Source organism: Algibacter sp. L4_22, assembly GCF_023473045.1.
In the GTDB taxonomy this organism is placed as follows: domain Bacteria; phylum Bacteroidota; class Bacteroidia; order Flavobacteriales; family Flavobacteriaceae; genus Algibacter.
Map to the genome: position 1 here is coordinate 25,548 of NZ_JAMCOK010000006.1, position 19,302 is coordinate 44,849.

11 protein-coding genes are annotated in these 19,302 nt (G+C 32.8%); 4 read left to right on the plus strand and 7 right to left on the minus strand.

The window, feature by feature from the left end; genetic code table 11:
- The first annotated feature begins 40 nt into the window (after positions 1–40).
- The 4 genes from M4I23_RS15370 (at position 41) to groL (ending at position 3,498) form a co-directional block, all read left to right on the plus strand.
- Positions 41–988 carry a hypothetical protein gene (locus tag M4I23_RS15370; protein WP_249754993.1) on the plus strand — a complete coding sequence of 316 codons (948 nt, stop codon included), beginning with the start codon at positions 41–43 and terminating at the stop codon, positions 986–988.
- Positions 988–1,338 carry a preprotein translocase subunit SecG gene (gene secG / locus M4I23_RS15375; RefSeq protein ID WP_158848013.1) on the plus strand — a complete coding sequence of 117 codons (351 nt, stop codon included), beginning with the start codon at positions 988–990 and terminating at the stop codon, positions 1,336–1,338. Before M4I23_RS15370 ends, secG begins: the two co-directional genes overlap by 1 nt.
- Positions 1,339–1,486: 148 nt before the next feature.
- Positions 1,487–1,762 carry a co-chaperone GroES gene (groES, locus tag M4I23_RS15380; RefSeq protein WP_042498021.1) on the plus strand — a complete coding sequence of 92 codons (276 nt, stop codon included), beginning with the start codon at positions 1,487–1,489 and terminating at the stop codon, positions 1,760–1,762.
- A gap of 107 nt (positions 1,763–1,869) precedes the next feature.
- Positions 1,870–3,498: a chaperonin GroEL gene (groL, locus tag M4I23_RS15385; protein ID WP_158848011.1), complete on the plus strand. Its 1,629-nt coding sequence runs from the start codon at positions 1,870–1,872 to the stop codon at positions 3,496–3,498.
- 225 nt (positions 3,499–3,723) lie between these two features.
- Here the strand turns inward: groL and M4I23_RS15390 are convergent, their stop codons facing one another.
- Genes M4I23_RS15390 through M4I23_RS15420 form a run of 7 tightly spaced genes read right to left on the minus strand, consistent with a single transcriptional unit; the run spans position 3,724 to position 18,810 of the window.
- Entirely contained in the window at positions 3,724–5,316 is a 1,593-nt protein-coding gene (locus tag M4I23_RS15390) for a RagB/SusD family nutrient uptake outer membrane protein (RefSeq protein WP_249754994.1), read from the minus strand.
- 39 nt (positions 5,317–5,355) lie between these two features.
- Positions 5,356–8,472 (minus strand): SusC/RagA family TonB-linked outer membrane protein, encoded by a 3,117-nt coding sequence (locus tag M4I23_RS15395; RefSeq protein ID WP_158848007.1) that lies wholly within the window; start codon positions 8,470–8,472, stop codon positions 5,356–5,358.
- Between the two features lie 37 nt (positions 8,473–8,509).
- A complete protein-coding gene (locus M4I23_RS15400; protein ID WP_249754995.1) occupies positions 8,510–10,024 on the minus strand; it encodes a fasciclin domain-containing protein in 1,515 nt (504 codons plus the stop codon).
- A 27-nt stretch (positions 10,025–10,051) separates the two neighbouring features.
- Positions 10,052–11,710 carry a fasciclin domain-containing protein gene (locus tag M4I23_RS15405; RefSeq protein ID WP_249754996.1) on the minus strand — a complete coding sequence of 553 codons (1,659 nt, stop codon included), beginning with the start codon at positions 11,708–11,710 and terminating at the stop codon, positions 10,052–10,054.
- A gap of 19 nt (positions 11,711–11,729) precedes the next feature.
- The gene (locus tag M4I23_RS15410) at positions 11,730–13,181 is read right to left on the minus strand and encodes a RagB/SusD family nutrient uptake outer membrane protein (protein WP_249754997.1); all 1,452 of its coding nucleotides are present in this window, start codon (positions 13,179–13,181) and stop codon (positions 11,730–11,732) included.
- Between the two features lie 23 nt (positions 13,182–13,204).
- On the minus strand, positions 13,205–16,483 hold the full coding sequence (locus tag M4I23_RS15415; protein WP_158847999.1) for a SusC/RagA family TonB-linked outer membrane protein: 3,279 nt from the start codon (positions 16,481–16,483) through the stop codon (positions 13,205–13,207).
- A gap of 20 nt (positions 16,484–16,503) precedes the next feature.
- Positions 16,504–18,810, minus strand: a complete 2,307-nt coding sequence (locus tag M4I23_RS15420) for a fasciclin domain-containing protein (RefSeq protein WP_249754998.1) — start codon at positions 18,808–18,810, stop codon at positions 16,504–16,506.
- Positions 18,811–19,302: the final 492 nt, after the last annotated feature.

Here is a 19,302-nt window from a genome sequence, read left to right on the forward strand (position 1 = left end):
GTTAAACATCAATAATTATAAAAACACTTGGCTTAGCCCAATGAATCGAACAGATTTTACATATTTACTACAAAACCCGCATGCCATAACGCATAACCAAACCGAGGCTATAAAATCTATTTTAGATCAATATCCTTATTTTCAGTCGGCACGCGCTATTCATCTTAAAGGATTAAAAGACCAAAGTAGCTTAGAGTATAACCAAGCGCTTAAAACAACTGCTGCTTATACTACAGACCGCAGTATTTTGTTTGATTTTATTACTTCGGAAGATTTTATTCAAAATGAAATTTCAAAATATATCAAAAAAAACAGTTTATCTTTAAATGAGATAGAAGTTGATGTTGAAGATATTAGCATTAATAGAAACATTAAAATTGATGATAATCTAAAGCAACAAATACAAGATACAACGGGTGTTTTAGACCCTTCACTATTTCAGCCTAAAGAGGCACGCCCTAAAAAAGAGACTGTTTCTATTTTAGATAAATCGGAAAACATTGAAACCTCAACCAAGGAGATAACTAAGCCCGAAAAAATTACACCAGAAAACGTTTTGAGTTTAGGAACACCACTTCCTTTTGATAAAAAAGAATCGCATTCCTTTAATGAATGGTTAAAAATTAGCCAATTCAAACCTATTGAAAGAAAGACTGAGGTTGTAAAAAAACCCGCTAAAATAAAAACATTAGCAGTCCTAAAAAAGGAGAAAAAGTTCGATTTAATTGATAAATTCATCATTAAGAACCCAAAAATTAATCCTACAAAGCCACTTTCTCAAAAAGGAAATTTGGCTAAAGCACAAATGATGGAGCCAGAAGCCTTAATGACAGAGACTTTGGCGCGAATTTACGTTGAACAAAAAAATTATTCTAAGGCTATTCAATCTTATAAAATATTAAGCTTGAAATATCCAGAAAAAAGTGGTTTCTTTGCAAACCAAATTGAGGCAGTAAAACAATTACAAGAACAAAATAACAAGAAATAATGAGTACGTTTACAATATTTTTAGCATTAATAGTTGTGGTAGCATTTTTACTAATTGTAGTAATCATGGTGCAAAACCCTAAAGGAGGTGGATTATCTTCTTCTTTTGGAGGTGGTGGAACACAGCAATTAGGAGGTGTAAAAAAGACAACCGACTTTTTAGACAAAAGCACATGGTATTTAGCTACATTTTTGTTAGTATTAATATTAGCATCAAACATAGCAATTAACAGAGGCGATTCTTCTTTAGAATCTAAAGCTTTAGATAGTGATGCACCAAGTGCACAACCTTTAGCTACACCTGCTAACACAGCAACTGATGCTGCTACTATAAAAGATAGCGTGAACTAAGATTCTCAAAACATATTAGATTAAAAATGCCAACTTATACAGTTGGCATTTTTTATTTCTGCAAGTTTGTCAGTCTATTGCTCTTGGCATATTTTTAGCTTATTGCTAAGGGTTAATCATAATTTAATTAATTAAAAATAATATAAAAATGAGCTTAAACATTAAACCATTAGCAGACCGCGTTCTTATTGAGCCAGCTGCCGCTGAAACTAAAACAGCTTCAGGAATTATTATTCCAGATAACGCCAAAGAAAAACCACAAAAAGGAACTGTTGTTGCTGCAGGAAAAGGCACCAAAGATGAGCCTATTACTGTAAAAGTTGGTGACACTGTTTTATATGGTAAATATGCTGGCACAGAACTTAAATTAGAAGGTACAGATTATTTAATTATGCGTGAGAGCGATATTCTTGCAATAATATAATTCTGCTTTTTTTATTTCCGTGAAAACGGAAACCTTATTAAACAAAGACTAAAATAACATTAAATAGATTCCCGCCTTCGTGGGAATGAAAAATAAAATTTTTCAAAATGGCAAAAGATATAAAATTTGATATTGAAGCACGCGACGGTTTAAAACGTGGTGTTGATGCATTAGCAAACGCAGTAAAAGTAACGTTAGGACCAAAAGGACGTAACGTAATTATTAGTAAAAGTTTTGGTGCACCACAAGTAACTAAAGATGGTGTAACTGTAGCTAAAGAAATTGAGCTTGAAAACCCATTAGAAAACATGGGTGCACAAATGGTTAAAGAAGTAGCCTCTAAAACCAACGATTTAGCTGGTGATGGTACTACAACAGCAACTGTATTAGCTCAAGCAATAGTAAAAGAAGGTTTAAAAAACGTTGCTGCGGGTGCAAACCCAATGGATTTAAAACGTGGTATTGACAAAGCTGTCGAAGCTATTGTTGCTGATCTTGAAAAGCAAGCTAAAAAAGTAGGTAACTCATCTGAAATGATTAAGCAAGTTGCTTCTATTTCTGCAAATAACGATGATACAATTGGTGAATTAATCGCTACTGCTTTCGGAAAAGTTGGTAAAGAAGGTGTTATTACTGTTGAGGAAGCTAAAGGCATGGAAACTTATGTGGACGTGGTTGAAGGTATGCAATTCGATAGAGGATATCTTTCTCCTTACTTTGTAACGGATGCTGATAAAATGATTGCCGATTTAGAAAATCCATATATTTTATTATTTGATAAAAAGATTTCTAACTTAAACGAAATTCTTCCAATTTTAGAGCCCGTTGCTCAATCTGGTCGTCCATTATTAATTATTGCTGAAGATGTTGACGGACAAGCATTAGCTACTTTAGTTGTAAACAAATTACGTGGTGGTTTAAAAATTGCCGCTGTTAAGGCTCCTGGTTTTGGTGACCGTCGTAAAGCAATGTTAGAAGATATTGCTACCTTAACTGGTGGAACTGTAATTTCTGAAGAAAGAGGTTTCACTTTAGAGAATGCCGATTTAAGTATGCTTGGTACTGCAGAAACAGTAACAGTTGATAAAGATAACACTACAATCGTTAATGGTTCTGGTGATGCTGAATCGATTAAAGCTAGAGTAAATCAAATTAAATCTCAAATTGAAACTACAACTTCAGATTACGATAAAGAAAAACTACAAGAACGTTTAGCTAAATTAGCTGGAGGTGTTGCTGTACTTTATGTTGGTGCTGCAAGTGAAGTTGAAATGAAAGAGAAAAAAGATCGTGTTGATGATGCATTACACGCAACTAGAGCAGCCGTAGAAGAAGGTATCGTTGCTGGTGGTGGTGTTGCGTTAGTAAGAGCTAAATCTGTTTTAGAGAAGCTTACAACCGAAAATCTAGATGAAACAACTGGTGTTCAAATTGTAGCACGTGCTATTGAAGCACCTTTACGTACTATCGTTGAAAACGCAGGTGGTGAAGGAAGTGTTGTAATTGCTAAAGTATTAGAAGGTAAAAAAGACTTTGGTTTCGATGCTAAAACGGATAAATACGTTGATATGCTTAAAGCTGGTATTATCGATCCTAAAAAAGTAACGCGTGTAGCATTAGAAAATGCAGCATCTGTTGCAGGAATGATTTTAACTACAGAGTGTGCTTTAATTGATATTAAAGAAGATGCTCCTGCTATGCCTATGGGTGGTGGCGGTATGCCAGGCATGATGTAATCATCATACCAAACTATATTAAAAACGCTTCTTCCAAAAATTTTGGAAGAAGCGTTTTTTTATGATTAAAATTTAGCTTTATTTTCAAACTAAAAATGAGCCTCTCGTTATTCTTCATCTAAAACAAATTCTGATTAAAACAAAAACTCCAAGCATAACACTTGGAGTTTTTTCCTTTTAAAAAATAACAATAATATTAAACAAATATTATAATCTTTCAATTCGTTATTCCGATACAAAATTATCAGGAATAGTATAAGGTAAATACCAGTTATCTGGGTTAAGTAATTTCGCACGAACGGCTTCTCCTGTGCCAGCATCTCCAGCAGTAATAAACTTATCGGCAATGGCATCGGCTAAGATACTTGCGTCTGAGTCTCTACGAGCATAGCGCATTAAATCTTCCCAACGGTTACCTTCAAAAGCTAACTCTAAAGCTGCTTCATTAAGAATTAACGCACCAACTTCATCCATAGCTGTAGTTATGTTAGACATATCTATATCTAAACCTACAGGTGCTAAACTTGCACGACCACGAACTCCTAAATTACCGATTATTGGTTCATTGTCATCAAAAAGATAATACCATTCATCGAAATTTAAAAACTCTTCTTCATTGAAAAATATTGGAGCATCAATAGGGTCTACATTCGGGTTATTAAATATCCCATTTATTACAACTAAAGCTTGCTCTGGGTAACCAGCGTAATTAATAGCCTCTGCATAACGTAAATATATTTTCGCAACTCTATTCCATGTAAAATACTCATATTGGTATTTTAAAATTAAAGGCTCTACATCTTCAATTGTTGCAGACACCGCCGCTCTTTTATCTAGGTTGTCTACAACTTTAATCCCCTCATATCCCATAGACTGAGAATTCCAATTCGCAATAATTGATGTTGATGCTTGCATTTGTGTTGTAATAACCTCAAAACTGCTATTTGGTTGTCTATACTGTTCACTAAAAGCTACATAATCAATAACAGCAGTAGAACGAGGACTTTCTCCAAAAATATCTGCCCATCCATCGGGATTGTAAGTATAGTTTCCATTATTTTCAGTAACACTTATTCTATTAGTGCTTAAAGTACTAAATTCATCTAAAAACAGCTTATAATTTGTTGCTGCTAATTCATAATTACCTTTCCATAAATACAAATCTCCTAAAAGAATATGTTGATCTGGAATCATTTTATAAACACTAAACCCTTCAGAACCTGCATAATCGGTAACATTATCAACACCTTCTACTTCGGCTAAGTTTCTAATTAATTGATCTAAAGCTTCATCAATACTTAATAAAGGATAAGTATCATCCAATTCATCACTTGTTTTAATTGGAACGGTAATATATGGTAACTTTCCATAATTAATAAGAATTTGCATTTGTGCCCAAGTTCTAATCCTTAAAATCCCGGCGTAATCATCTAATAAATCGCCTTCAAAAGCCTCTTTATCAATGCCTTCTAAGGCAAAGTTACAGTTGTTAATAATAGAGAATATTGTTGTTAAATCCGCATAGCTATTATCGGCACTAATAGCATGATTATTAACCTCTCTAAGCTCATCATTTGTACTGGCGTTAACATTGGTTAAATCGCCACGTAACTCTCCCAATACAACATATTGCCCAGCAACATCTTGTAATTGCGAAAGCACTCCAAATAATGCAGATCTTGTTTCTATCTTACTAGCTCCTAAATAATCTTCGGTAAGCAATACTTCTTCTGGGTCCACATCCAATAAATCATCGCAAGAAGTAAAAAGCGTTAATCCTAAAATGATGCTAAACGTAATGTTTCTATATTGTTTCATTTATATATGTTTTTTATTTTGAATCTTTTATATCAAAAATTATAGCCCTACTCTAAGACCTATTAATACTGAAGTGTATTGAGGTGTAAAACCAGCATCGATACCTTGTAAATAACTTGTTTGAGATGAGCTTACTTCTGGATCGAACCCTAAGTAATCAGTAATAGTAAATAAGTTATTTGCAGTAATAGAAAGCGTGGCATTAAAAAAGTCTGGACTATAAGATACTGACAAAGTTTTTAGACGAATGTATGATCCATCTTCTATCCAACGGTCTGAAAATCTAGAGTTTCCCATAGCATCACCGTAAACTGCACGAGGAATATCTGTATCTTGATTTGCCACTGCCCAACGATTTGCAACCGCTGTACTTTGGTTTGCTAAACCAGACATAGATTCTGTTTGCCAGCGCTGTGCATTATACACATCGTTTCCTTGGCTGAAAGAAAATATAGCTGATAATGATACATTTTTATAAGTAAATGTATTGTAAACCATCCCCGTAAAATCTGGATTTGGATTACCAATAACCACACGGTCATCTTCATTAATTACGTTATCAGAGGCATCAGAATTCACAAAACGAACATCACCTGCAACAAATGATTGCTCAAATCCAGCAAAATCAGTCCAGTTTAAACCATCAGCAGAAGCTTCGGCAGCATTGTTATAAATTCCATTTGTTTTATAACCATAAAACAAGCCTAATGCGCTACCTTCTTTATTGATAATAGTAGCGTTAACACCATCTATATCAAGAATTTGTTGGTCGCCTGGCAGAGACACTATTTCATTTTTGTATTGTGAAATATTTCCACCAACATCCCAACTAAAGTTTTCCGTATTAACAACACGGGCATTTACAGATAATTCGAAACCGTTATTTTTAAGTTTCCCTTCATTTGACAAAAAGCCTTCACTTCCGTAAACTTGATTTATTTCATTCATATTTAATAAACCAGAGGTTCTATTATCAAAATAGTCAAGATTTAAAGATAATCGTTCGTTGAGTAAACCAACATCTAACCCAAAATTAGCTTTTGCTGTTTCTTCCCAACCAATAGAACTTTTTGCTATGTTACCGTTAACAAGCCCTGTTCCTTCTAAAAATCGAGTAGATACAAAATAAGATTCTGCATTATAATTTCCAATACCATCATTACCTGTTAAACCATAACTAACTCTAAGTTTTAATTTATCTATTACTTTATTATTAGCCATAAAATTTTCTGAAGAAATTAACCACCCTAAACCTAAAGCTGGAAAAATCCCAGTAGATTTATCATCACCAAAACGCGATGAGCTATCTAAAGCTAAATTATAACTAACAAAATATTTATTCAAAAATGAATAATCTCCATTAGCATAAATAGAAGCATATTTCCAGTTACCAATATTACCAGAAGTAACAAAAGTATCTCTGTTACCATTATTTAAAGATGTAAATTGATCATCTCCAGAATTCCCACTAATAGAATAAGAGTTTTCATAATTATTTTGGTTATAGCGTACTCCAAGATTTAATGAAAAATCGTGCTTATTATCTACATTTAATACATAGTTTAATCGTGTATCATTATAAACAGAAAATAAACTTTCTACACTTACTTTTGATGTACGGTAAAAAGCATCACCATACTCGTTAAATTCTTCAGATAATCCTAAATCTGGTAAAAACACATTCTGTCTGTTTTTAATATAATTTACACCTGATAAAGATTTCAAGGTTAATTTATCTGAAATTTTATAACCAAAATTTAATTGACCATAAAGGTTATAATCTTTAGCAACAAATGTAGCAACATCTGTAATAACTACAGGGTTACTAAATCCGCCAATATTATCGACATCTTGATATACATCTGTAACAACACCGTCGGCATTTTCTGTATAAGGAGCCAAGAATGGTGACTTATTTAAAGCTGAAGATATAGGAGATGTGCTTAACAAGCCATCATCATATAAACTTCTATCTGTATAACTTACACTTAGATTTGTAGATAACGATAATCGATCTGTTATGCTTGTATCTGCATTAAAACGTGTAGTAAAACGACTAAATTCTGAATTAGAAATTACACCTCCATTAGTCGTGTATCCAATAGATAATCCGTATTTCGCAATTTCATCACCTCCAGTTACTTTTAAATAGTATTCATTAACATAGTTGTCATCAAACACTTCTTTTTGCCAATCGGTAGAATTATGATATTTTTCGTAATCTTGAAACGAAGGACTTTCATTAAAATATGGTAAACCACTAATTTCACTATTGGTATAAAGCCCAGAACTATTTAATTGATTTGATAAATAGTTTTTATATTGACTAGCATTCATCATTCTAATATTATCTGGCGCCGAATTTAAACCTGCCGATGCATAGAAATCAATTTTGGTTGTAACATCATCCGTTTTATTAGTTTCAATAAGTATTACACCGTTTGCAGCTCTAGACCCATAAATAGAAACAGCATCTTTTATCACTGTAATATTTGCAATATCTTTAGGGTTTATATCAGACAAAGGATCATAACTATACCCATTAATAATAGAGTTGTTATTAAAGGTATTAGTTTCTATCATCATCCCATCAATAACTATTAAAGGTTGTGTAGAACTATTTAATGTGTTGTATCCTCTAATAAAGTTATTAGAACCAATTCCAGGAATCCCAGAACGCATGATACTTCTCATACCACTTACTTCGTTTCCTGAAAGCATATTTGCCGCAGACTCACGTGAGGTTGCTAAATTACCTTCTCTAACTGAAACAGCACTTACTACAGACGAGTTACTTTGATCTCCAAGCGGAGAATGAATGGTACTATAATACGTATTGAAATCTTTATTATTAATTTCAATTTCAACTTTAGATCGTCCTTTTAGCGCCACTTCTTTGTTTTGAAACTCTTGACTACTTAATACAAGTGTAGCTCTTCCATCTGGTACTTTTATTGAGAATGCTCCTTTTTCGTCTGTTATTACAGAAGAAAACTTGCCTACCCGCACATTAACGCCCACCAAAGGTTCTTTATTAATGGCGTTAACGACTGTTCCCGTAACTATTTTATTCGATTTTTCCTGTCCTTGCAATGCAAAAGTAATTCCGAAAAATAGAATGAAAAGCAGGGAATATGTATTTTTTATTTTCATCATAATCTGATAATTCATGTTTATTTTTTAGTTAAAATACTTATTCTACTGGCGTTAATTCTACGTAATCAAGTCCAAACTTACGCTCGTACAATATAAGTTCTGGTTCACTAACGTCTATTATAATTTTCAGTTTAACAGTATATTCATTATCAATTTCCTCGTTTATATACACAGGAATATCATAAGTATCACCAATAGGAACAATACCTTCTTCAAGATTGCTTATTACCATAGAATCAATGTTATTTACTACCGTATTTCCACTAGCATCTACATAACTAAATTCAAATTTCAACTGTGTATCTTGAGCTGCTCCAATAGCAGAAAATTTCAAGTTAATATTATAACTTGCAGATAATACATTACTAAAAGCAACTTCAAAATAGTCGTTACCATTTTCTGGATTCGCTAATAAACTAACAATATTAGTAAACTTACCCGATGCCACATCTTGATACTTTTGTACCACTGAAAAATCGGTTAATGAGCCTATCTCTCTTCTTTTATTATTTTCCACCTCGTAACGTATAGGCTTGTACATCACATTTTTCGCATCGTAATTCAAAGTATTTACAACAAATACATTTCCATTACTTAATGATTCAACACTTGTTCCTGTTCCATCTAGCAACACACTATTTCCAACAGTATTTTCTATTAATGAACCATTTAAGTCTTCTAAATCTAAAACAGGAAATGTTAAATTACTGAATATTGTTCTGTCAGTATTACTTTTTACAGAGTCTTCAACAGGATATTGATAATACTCTTTAAAGGTGTCATAAATCCCTGCATAAGCATCATCAGTTAAACCTATAAAAGTGAAACGATCATCTTCAGAGCTTAGATCTCCAATAGTTTTAAATTGCGTATTCGAAGAGCTAAAGATAGAATCGTAAACCGTTTGTCCTAATGAATTTGTTCCCGTTTTAACACTTTTTGCTTCATCGAAAAGTGTTTCATTATACTGAGAAAAATAATCCATTAACGTAGGAAACTCAGTTTCATTATCGTTAAGGAATCCCCAAATATTAGGTTTTACACTTAAAACACTAGATAATTTATGAAGAATTCCGTTAGATGTTAATATATCTTTTTCCAATAGATCTACATCACCAAAAGTAACCTGTCCATCTATATTAGAAAACTCAATAGACTTATCGTTAAGCATTTTAACAAATAGAGGGCTTTCATTTATAGTTGAACCGTAAGAAAACCTAGAAATATGGTTTCCTATTAATTCGGTTAACGCATCCGGATCGTTTAATACATCGCTAGACACTAATGCCAGAGCATCATTGTTTGGTGCCCAAACCGTAAAGGCTTGCGATGAGTTAAGCAATTCTTCAAAACCTGCTTGCTTAACGAGTTCTACAAAGGTTGAATAGTTAGTATCACTAGATAATGTTTCTAAAATACTAGATTCTAAACCTTTATCTTCCTGTCCATAATGCTCGTCCATGGTATCATCTTTACAGCTAAAAGCTACAAGGATAACTAGAACGGCACATATACGGCCAAAGTTAATTATGAAATTATGTTTATTATTCATTTAAAAATTCTTTAATTATTATTTTTATTAGTCCACTGGTACAAACTCAACATAATCAATAGGTACACCTCCTGATTTTATCGTTTCTAAACGAATAACATGAGATTGTTGTACAGGACAAAGCAAATCGCTAGTCACAATAAATCTACCCCATCCAGAAGAATCATAAGCAGAGACACCATATCTATCAATATTTTCCTTAAGGCCTCTAACATAGCCACCTTGTCTTAAAGTAAGCGAATCTACATCTGCCCAATTGCTACCAAATATATCTTTAAGGCTATCTCTCATATCCCATTGTTTACCAATAGGTTCGTTATCCCAATATATTTGAAATACTGGTCTACCATTGTTACCTTGATTTCCAGACACTCTAACTTCATATTTCCCTTTTGGAAGTACTGGTGTATCAAATTCAACCCATGTAAACGCAGCTGAATTCCAAACTGTAAAGTTTTCTGTTGGAGTTTTACTTGAAGCCAGTATTCTAACTTTAATTGCTGGAAAAGTACGTGGATTAGTATACGGGCCCCTATCTTCATCTGGACCATACCATTTACCATTACTTAATTTACCTATAGATGGAGTAAGAGTAAAATCCATAAGTTGATATTTTGCTTTTGGGATAAATATAGTTAGCAATTTATCAACCGTGTGGTACACACCATTTTTTGCAGGTAAATTACTTTCTGCTGCAATCAAAGAAGTCCAGGTTTCTACATCACCACCTGTTTCCGATTCATTAATTTTAAGTTCTTTATCTGTTTTAAAAGACTTTAAAGCATTATTAGGTAAAATAGTACTAAGAAACGCATCATCAGGAAAATCTGATGAATAATAGAAATCATTAGTAGCATGGTACGCCATAAATCGATTTAACGCATTATTTTCATCTGTATAATCTGAATCATCTGGAGAAATAACACTTGCTAAATCTGCAAAAGAATTAATGTTGTTCTCAGCATATATTATGTCAGATTCGGCTAAAACGGTAAAATTTATTCTAATTCCATCGTCATTATAAATTTTTGAAAACTCATCATAATACCCTGTTTGTTTTAAAGCTTCAATAAAAATGGTATACTTACCTGTATCTTCCATAATTTTTGGAACAGCTTCTACGAAAGGTGGTAAAACAGCGTCTATGCCATGTATTACACCGTTATTAGCTTCAATATCATATTGAACTAGTCTAGCCTCTCGGTTTATAGTTACATTAGAAATACCACCGCCATCTACAAAAGACGTTGTTAAATAATCACCAGAATAAGTTAATTCATCAATACGTCCTTCAACAAATCCATTAGTTCTGCGTCTTGATGGTAAAGTATGAAATTTTACAAGCGTTTTTAAAAATTCTTGTTGGTCTTCAGTAGTTAACTCATCAACCGTAGTCGCATTCCATTTTTCTTGTATATAAGCTTTTACAGCCGTATTTGTTGGTACAAAACAGGTATAGTCACCATAACTTTTAAATGCGTTATAGTATTCTGTTTTTTTAAGAAACTCAACATACATAGAAAATAACTCTGGGTTATCGTCTAATACTTCTATAATTGTCATTTCGTCTGTTTCACCATCCGTGGTAAAAAACGTTGTTCCATCTAAATTATCCTCACAGCTGTTTATAAGCAGCATACATAAGCAAAGACCTCCAAGCCAAGTAATTAATTTATTATTTTTCATAATGTTTAGTTTTTAGTTTTTAGTTATCGTAATATGGATTCTGCACTAAATTATCATTTAAATCAAGTTCAGATTGATAAATTGGTAAAAAATACGAATCTGAATCTGAGTAATAACTCAAAATTTGTTCGTAATCGTCTGCACCGGATTTAAAATCAACCAAATTAATAATAAGATCTTGGTCTTGAAAATTATCACGACGTGCAAAACGTAATAAATCATACCAGCGTTTCCCTTCGAAAGCAAATTCTTTTTGACGTTCTAATAATAGAGCATTTAATAAAGAGACTTCATCTATAGTTACACCCAAGGGTATACCAACGGCACGTTCATGTACTTGACTTATAAGAGTATTTGCTTGATCTAAATTCTTGTTCTCAGCAGATAAAATATAAGCTTCGGCCTGCATCAATAAAACATCGGCATAACGATAAAAAATAAAGTTGTTATAATACTCGTCACTACCACGATATTCACCAGTTTGATCTACACCAGCATATTTAAAAACAGTATTAGTATTTAGATCGAAAGTTGCTAAATTTCCACGAATATCATCAGGGAATTCCATGTATAACTCAGCTATACCTTGATATGCCACATAATTACCTCCCAATTGAAAAGAATTTCTAAGTGTTGATGAAATATCACTAAACTGAAGTTCGAAAATACCTTCGCTTGAATTACCTTCAAAAAAGATACTATTAAACCACTCGTCTCCATCCACTAAACTATAACGTCCTAAATCTATTAAACTTTGCGTAGCCGTAATACATTCTGTGTACTGCTCGTTCCATAAATAAGCATCTGCCAATATAGCTAAAGCAGCGCCTTTAGTCATTCTTCCTTTATCATGAGCTGGAGATTCTGAATATCCAAGATTTAAATCATCAACCGCAGACGTTAAATCACTAATAATTTGATCTAAAACTTCTTGCTCTGTGTTTTTTGCCGGATAAAAATTAATTTGATTTGTTGCTGTTGCCGTTAAAACTAATGGCACTTCCTTAAAGTTTTTTACCAAGATTAAATATGCTAAAGACCGAATAGTAATCGCCTCGGCTTTAAATGTATTTAATTCAGCAATAGAAAACGTTTTATCTTGTGCTTGCGCATCATCTGAAAACTCCAATACTAAATTACAGTAGTTAATAGTAGCATAAAAGGTACTCCAGTTTGTTAAACCATCTGAAGGAACCATATAATTTTTCATGATGTTCTCTAAACCTCCACCAGAAGACACCATCATTTCTGCTCTAAATTCGCCCCATTTTAATACTCTATCGGTAAACCCCGATTGGTTCATAGATGCATAACATCCAGCAACAGCCGAACTCACCTGTTCTTTATTATTCCAAAACTCTTGTTGGATTAAATCGTCTTTTGGTTCAAGATCTAAATAATCACTACACGATGCTAGTGTTGCAAAAATCATGGGAACCATTATAAATATTTTAATTATGTTTCTTTTCATAATATCTTAACTTTTTATGCTATTTAAAATGATAAATTTACACCTACGGTTATTTGTTGCGATCTTGGTGTTTGTTCCGAGTCGTAACCTAATCTTGTCCAATCGCTACTTGTTCCGCCTTCAGGATCTACGCCTGTATATTTTGTAAACGTTAGTAAATTGGTTCCTGTAACATAAATCGATGCATTTGTAAAATTCAATTTATTAATAAACGGTTTTGGAAGGTTATATCTTAAGGTAATGTATTTCATTCTTAAAAAAGAAGCATCTTCCATAAAACGATCAGACCCTAAAGTATTAACAGGATTATTATAACTAGCGCCTGGTATATCAGTTTCATCACCTTCAAATCTCCAACGGCGTAATACTGCCGTACTTTGATTATCATAGCTATCCATACTTTCTGTATTCATACGCGCTATATTCATTAACTTTTGATTATATCTATAGTTAAAAGACGCATTTAATTGAAAGTTTTTATAACGAATAGTAGGGCCAAATCCACCAAACAGTAACGGGTTGGCATTACCTAAATACACCACATCAAGTTCATTAATATTTCCATCTTTATTAACATCTTCATACATGGCTTCTCCAGCTTTAAATTCTCTAGTTTTATTAAATACTAAATTTTTAGGTGTTCCGTCCAAATCATAAATAATATCGCCACTGCCATCACGAGCAACTAAATCCTCTGAGGTACTAAACACCCCTAAATAACGGAAGCCATAAAAAGACCCAATTGGATTCCCTTCTTGAATTCTTTTTTCATACCCTCCAGAGCCTGTTGTACGCCAATCACCATCGTCTGTTGTTTGAGCTTCTGTAAGTCGTGTAACAATATTAACATTACGTGCTACATTAAAGCTGAAATCTAATCCAAAATCTTTATTATTTATAATTTTAGCTCTTACATTAAACTCAATACCTTTGTTACTAACATCACCTAAATTTAGATATGGGATATTTGAAAACCCAGAAGTTGAAGGTATTGCCGTGTTTTTGGTTAATAAATCTTTAGTATCTTTTTGATAGACCTCTATATCTCCACTAATTTTACGATCAAAAAATGAGTAAGTAACCCCAAAGTTTTTTTGAATTGTAGTTTCCCAACGCAAATCTGTTAATTCCATACTGTTTGGAATAACTGCAGGCTCACCTAAATACGTATAGTTATATGTTTTGTAAGTGTTATACGAACCATAGTTTACACCTGGCGAGTTCCCATTTTCACCATAACTAGCACGAAATCCTATCTCGTCTACAAATTCTACTGATTCCATAAAAGGTTCATCAGATAAAATCCATTTTGCAGCAACACTAGGAAAGGTTCCATATCGATAATTACTACCAAATTTTGAATTCCCTTCTTGTCTAATACCACCACTTAAAATATAACGATCTAAGTAGGCATAGTTAAAAGCAAAATTAGCACCAATAGTTGTGTTTTTCTGAAAAGTAGAATTTAATGAGTTTCCAGACCCCTCAATTCTAATATTAGCAATAGGCGTTTGTATATCACTACTTGGACTATTACTAGCTACTGCAGTATAGCCTTGACTTGTTTTTTCGAATGTTTGAAAAGAAAAACTTGATAAAAAAGAATGTTTATCACCTAATTCCGGCACCCATATCAATTTATTATCGGTACGCATTACAAAAAATTCACCATCATAAAAGGTAGACCTATTTGCTCCTGAATTTGTCCATGCTACTCCAATAGCTTCCTCTGGTACAAATACAGATCGCTTATCTACATTAATATCAAATGAAATGATAGACTGGAAATTAAATTGTTTATTGGGTTTATAACTAAATCTAAAAACCGGTGTAATTCTGTTATTCTCGGTATTATTTTTAGACAGTCTAGCCATAGCAACAGGGTTATAATAAGTAAGCCCATCATCCCCTTGAACCGAAGTTGCTGGTGTAAAATACTCATCGGTTAAATTACCATTTTCATCAACCTGATAAATAGACTGGTTTGGCATTTTAATTAAAGCTAAAGACCTTAAATTAGCTTGACCTAAGCTGTTATCTTTTTGGTATGAACGATCTAAAGACCCGTGACTATAAGATAACTCGGAAGCAATAGTAATTTTATCCGAAATATTATAATCTAAAATAGCACGTGCAGTAAACAACTTAAATCCACTACCAACCGTTGTTCCTTTTTGGTTTTTATAACTCCCAGATACACGGTATGATGATTTTTCACCACCACCAGATACACTTAAAAAGTGCTCATTGGTGTTCCCTGTTTGGGTAATTTCGTCCAACCAGTTAATATTTTTGTTGTACAAGTTGTAATCTTTATATGTTGGATCTTGCGTAAATGCGCCTTCTGTACTAATACCTTCTGCATCAAGAGGAAAAGTACCGTTTGTAGCAATAAATTCATCCTTTATTAAGGTAGAATATTGATCTCCATTTAACATAGAGATTCCATCGGGTTGTCTTGCAACACTCCCTTTATAGCTATAAGAAAACCTTGCTTTACCCTTAGTTCCACGTTTGGTTTTAATCAATAATACGCCGTTTGCTGCACGCGACCCATATTGTGCCGTTGCTGCTGCATCTTTTAAAACTGAAATTTCTGAAATATCATCTGGTGATACACCAATCATGGCAGCATATTGATCCTCATCTGCTGTAGAAAAATCAAAACCTGAGTCAATTTCTGTTTCATAAGGCACTCCATTAATTACAATTAAAGGTTCTGATGATGCGTTTAAAGATGATGTTCCACGAATACGGATAGATAAACCAGCACCTGGCTCTCCCGAACTAGCTACAATATCCACCCCACTTAAACGTCCTTGTAATTGATCGACAACACCCCCAGATACCGTCTCTGCTAGTTCTTTAGTTGAAATGGTTTCCATAGCCGTAGCAATTCTACGTTTTTCCATTTCGAAATCTCCGTTGAACACTTTTTTTGTACCACGTACAATAATAGCATCTAATTGTGCTACATCTTCTTTTAATGCAATATCAATTAAGGTTTTACTTCCTGGCTCAACTGTTTTTGTAAGAAACCCAATATAGGAATAGGTTAAAACATTACTAGCATCTACCATTTTAATAGAATAATTACCATTAAAATCGGCAACTACACCATTAATAATTCGATTATTTTTATCTTTCTCTGCAATGGTTGCTCCCGTTAACGGTTGCCCATCTGATTCTGATATTATCGTTCCTGATATGTTTACTTGTTTTTGTGCCGACATACTTAGCGCCGAAAACAATACACATACTATCATTAAGACATATGAATATGACCTGTATTTATCCTTCATATTAAAAACTTTTAGTTTTATTATTTTATATAATTATTAATTTCATGTATTACGACTCTTTTTGACAATAAATTCGTAGTACCATTAGTTGTTACAGATTCTCCTGAATCTTCATTTGTAATGGTAATTGAAGATGTTGTATTAACAACTAAAAACTGATCGTACACTGGTGCGAAATCAATAATTTGACTGAAATACATTGAAGAAAAAGTTCCTGTACTTTTTCCATCCGTAGGTAAGGATTGTTGAATGAAATGTTTCTTAGCAAAATTAAGAAGATTCAATTTCGCTGTGGCTTTATCTAATTCCCCCATACCACTCACAGTACTAGGCTCTGCAATAACACCGTCACTAATTGCCTGTGCCACAGCAGCGTTATTAGGAGCAAACAATGTAAAGGTTCTTGTTAGGTTTAGAAAATTAATTAATTTATCATCAGAACCTACAATAGTAATTAATGCATCAGCAGTTTCTAAAACTTCTATAAAAGAAGAAAAATCTGTAGCACTATTCTCTAAAGCACCATAGGTGAAAGCTGTAGGTCTTTCTGTAATACTATTCATTTCATAAAAATTGCCATTGTCTGTCACCTGAATATTCTCTACTAGAGCCGATTCACCTTTTTCAATATCACCACCTCCTTCTGCTGAATTTCCACCAAAAACATGAACAAACTCGCCACTTCTAGTTTGGTAATAATTATCAGAACTAAAATCGATATCTTCATCAATAACTTGATTAAGAACAATATCCTCCAATGTTTTTTTAACATAAGCAACATCTGCTGAATATGTAGAAGTATCATCTGGATTTGGGTATACGCGGTTATTGCCACCTGAAGGATCCCCTTCAACTCGTATATATACTAAAGATGTATCAGTAGGGTCATAAAGTTCAGGATCATCTGTAATCACTGTAATTGTTCGGGTGGCACTATTAGGATCGGCCACGTTAACAAATTGATCATTTCTAATGCCTAACATGGAGAAACGTACCGATTTACTTTCTAATGCCGTATCAATTTTAAGACCTTGAACAGCTTGAAGCATAATAGAATAATTAGGATCCAATAAAAGTGGTCCCATAATAGTTCCAAAACTACTATTGGTATAAACCGTATTTACACCTGTAAAAAAACCGTTGCTACAGAATTTTTTATCTACAACATGTTCTTCTTTAAAATCCACTAAACCTAAACTTGTATCATAACTCTGACCAAAACTACTAGGACAAATATTATAATAATCATTAAAGAAAAAAGGCGATATAAACTTCCCTAAAACCTCTAAAGGCATATCATCATAAGAATTATAAAATTCACCTAAAATACTATTTCCATTTAGATAATTTTCTAAAGCATCATTAGTTGGCGCCAATAGTCCCCATGCCTGAGCCTCGGTTCCATCAATATTTGTTGAGTAATTTTCATCATAAGGATTGAATGGTAAATAGTCGTTTTCAATTCCTGTTTGAAACACAAGTCTATATATTTCTTCTGTTTCACCGGTTTCTTCATTTATCTCATCCCTATTATACCTTAGGTAAGAAAAACGTTCTAACATTTTTTTAAACATGGAGTATTTATCACCATATTCTTCCGATGATAGATTATCATACAAATTCTTTTGAGGCTCAAACACTTTATCTAAAGCATAGATAATTCCATTCTCTGCAACCACATTTTGTTGCGAGACGTTAGCTCCAAAAACCTTCATATCACCTTCGTTAAAAGTCTCTCCCGAAAACATATAATCGTAATCTGAATTCTCTACTCCTTGAACTTCCATATAAGATGGAATAAAATAATTAGTCGTTTTTAACCTACCATTACTATCCTCTATCAAATACTCTCCTGGCTCTATCTCATCCCATCTATCAATATGAGCGTAATCATCAGAATTAATAATTTTATTTGGTGCCGTAAATTGTGTTCTACGTCTAAAACTTTGACCTAAATAAAATCTACTTTTAAAATAGGTTAAAGTTGTAGTATTCCACCCGTCAATAATGATTGAATAATCAACAATATCAAGTATTGTTTGCTCTGGAATAGCTTCAAAAGTAGATATTCCATTTTCAGTCATATAAGCTTCGAAAGCATCATCTGTAGGAGCAAAAACCGTCCAAGATCCTCCTTTTTCTAAAGGCTCTTTATAAGGCGTTTGATCCAATGCCTTTAAATAATTTTCAAATCCACCCATAGATTCTAGTTGCTGATAAATTGTACCAGCTAAATTGTCCGGTCGCGCAAACTCCTCCGAGTCGGGTCTACATCCAAAAGTAGTCATAATTATAAATAATATAATTATACTATTTCTATGCTTCATTTTTTGTACCATATTAATTGTAATTAATTTTAGAATTATTGTTTAGTTATTTAATCAGGTTCTGTCTATAAATTTAAACTTGTTTTCCTCAATTTTAATTAGAAAAGCTATTTAAACACAAATGCTAAAATTTGTTAATTATTGTTAACCATTTGTTAATACAAAAATATATAACAATGATGATTAAGGGTATAAATTATAGTTACTTAGAGATAAATTATAGCCTTTTTACACCGTTTCAAGTCAATAAAAACGGTATTTATTGTAAATTCTTACAAAGAAAAAATATCTATTTTATTTATTCGTAAAAAATTACAGCTTTAATTATCATATTATCAAATTGACATATTTAATTTTGCTTAAACGTTTAACAAAACAATATTTCACCTATTTTTTAATATTAGTTCGATATGAAAATAATGCTTTATTTTACTAAAAACAAAGCGTCATTTTTTCCATAAAAAAAGCCTAATAAGTTTTTATCTTATTAGG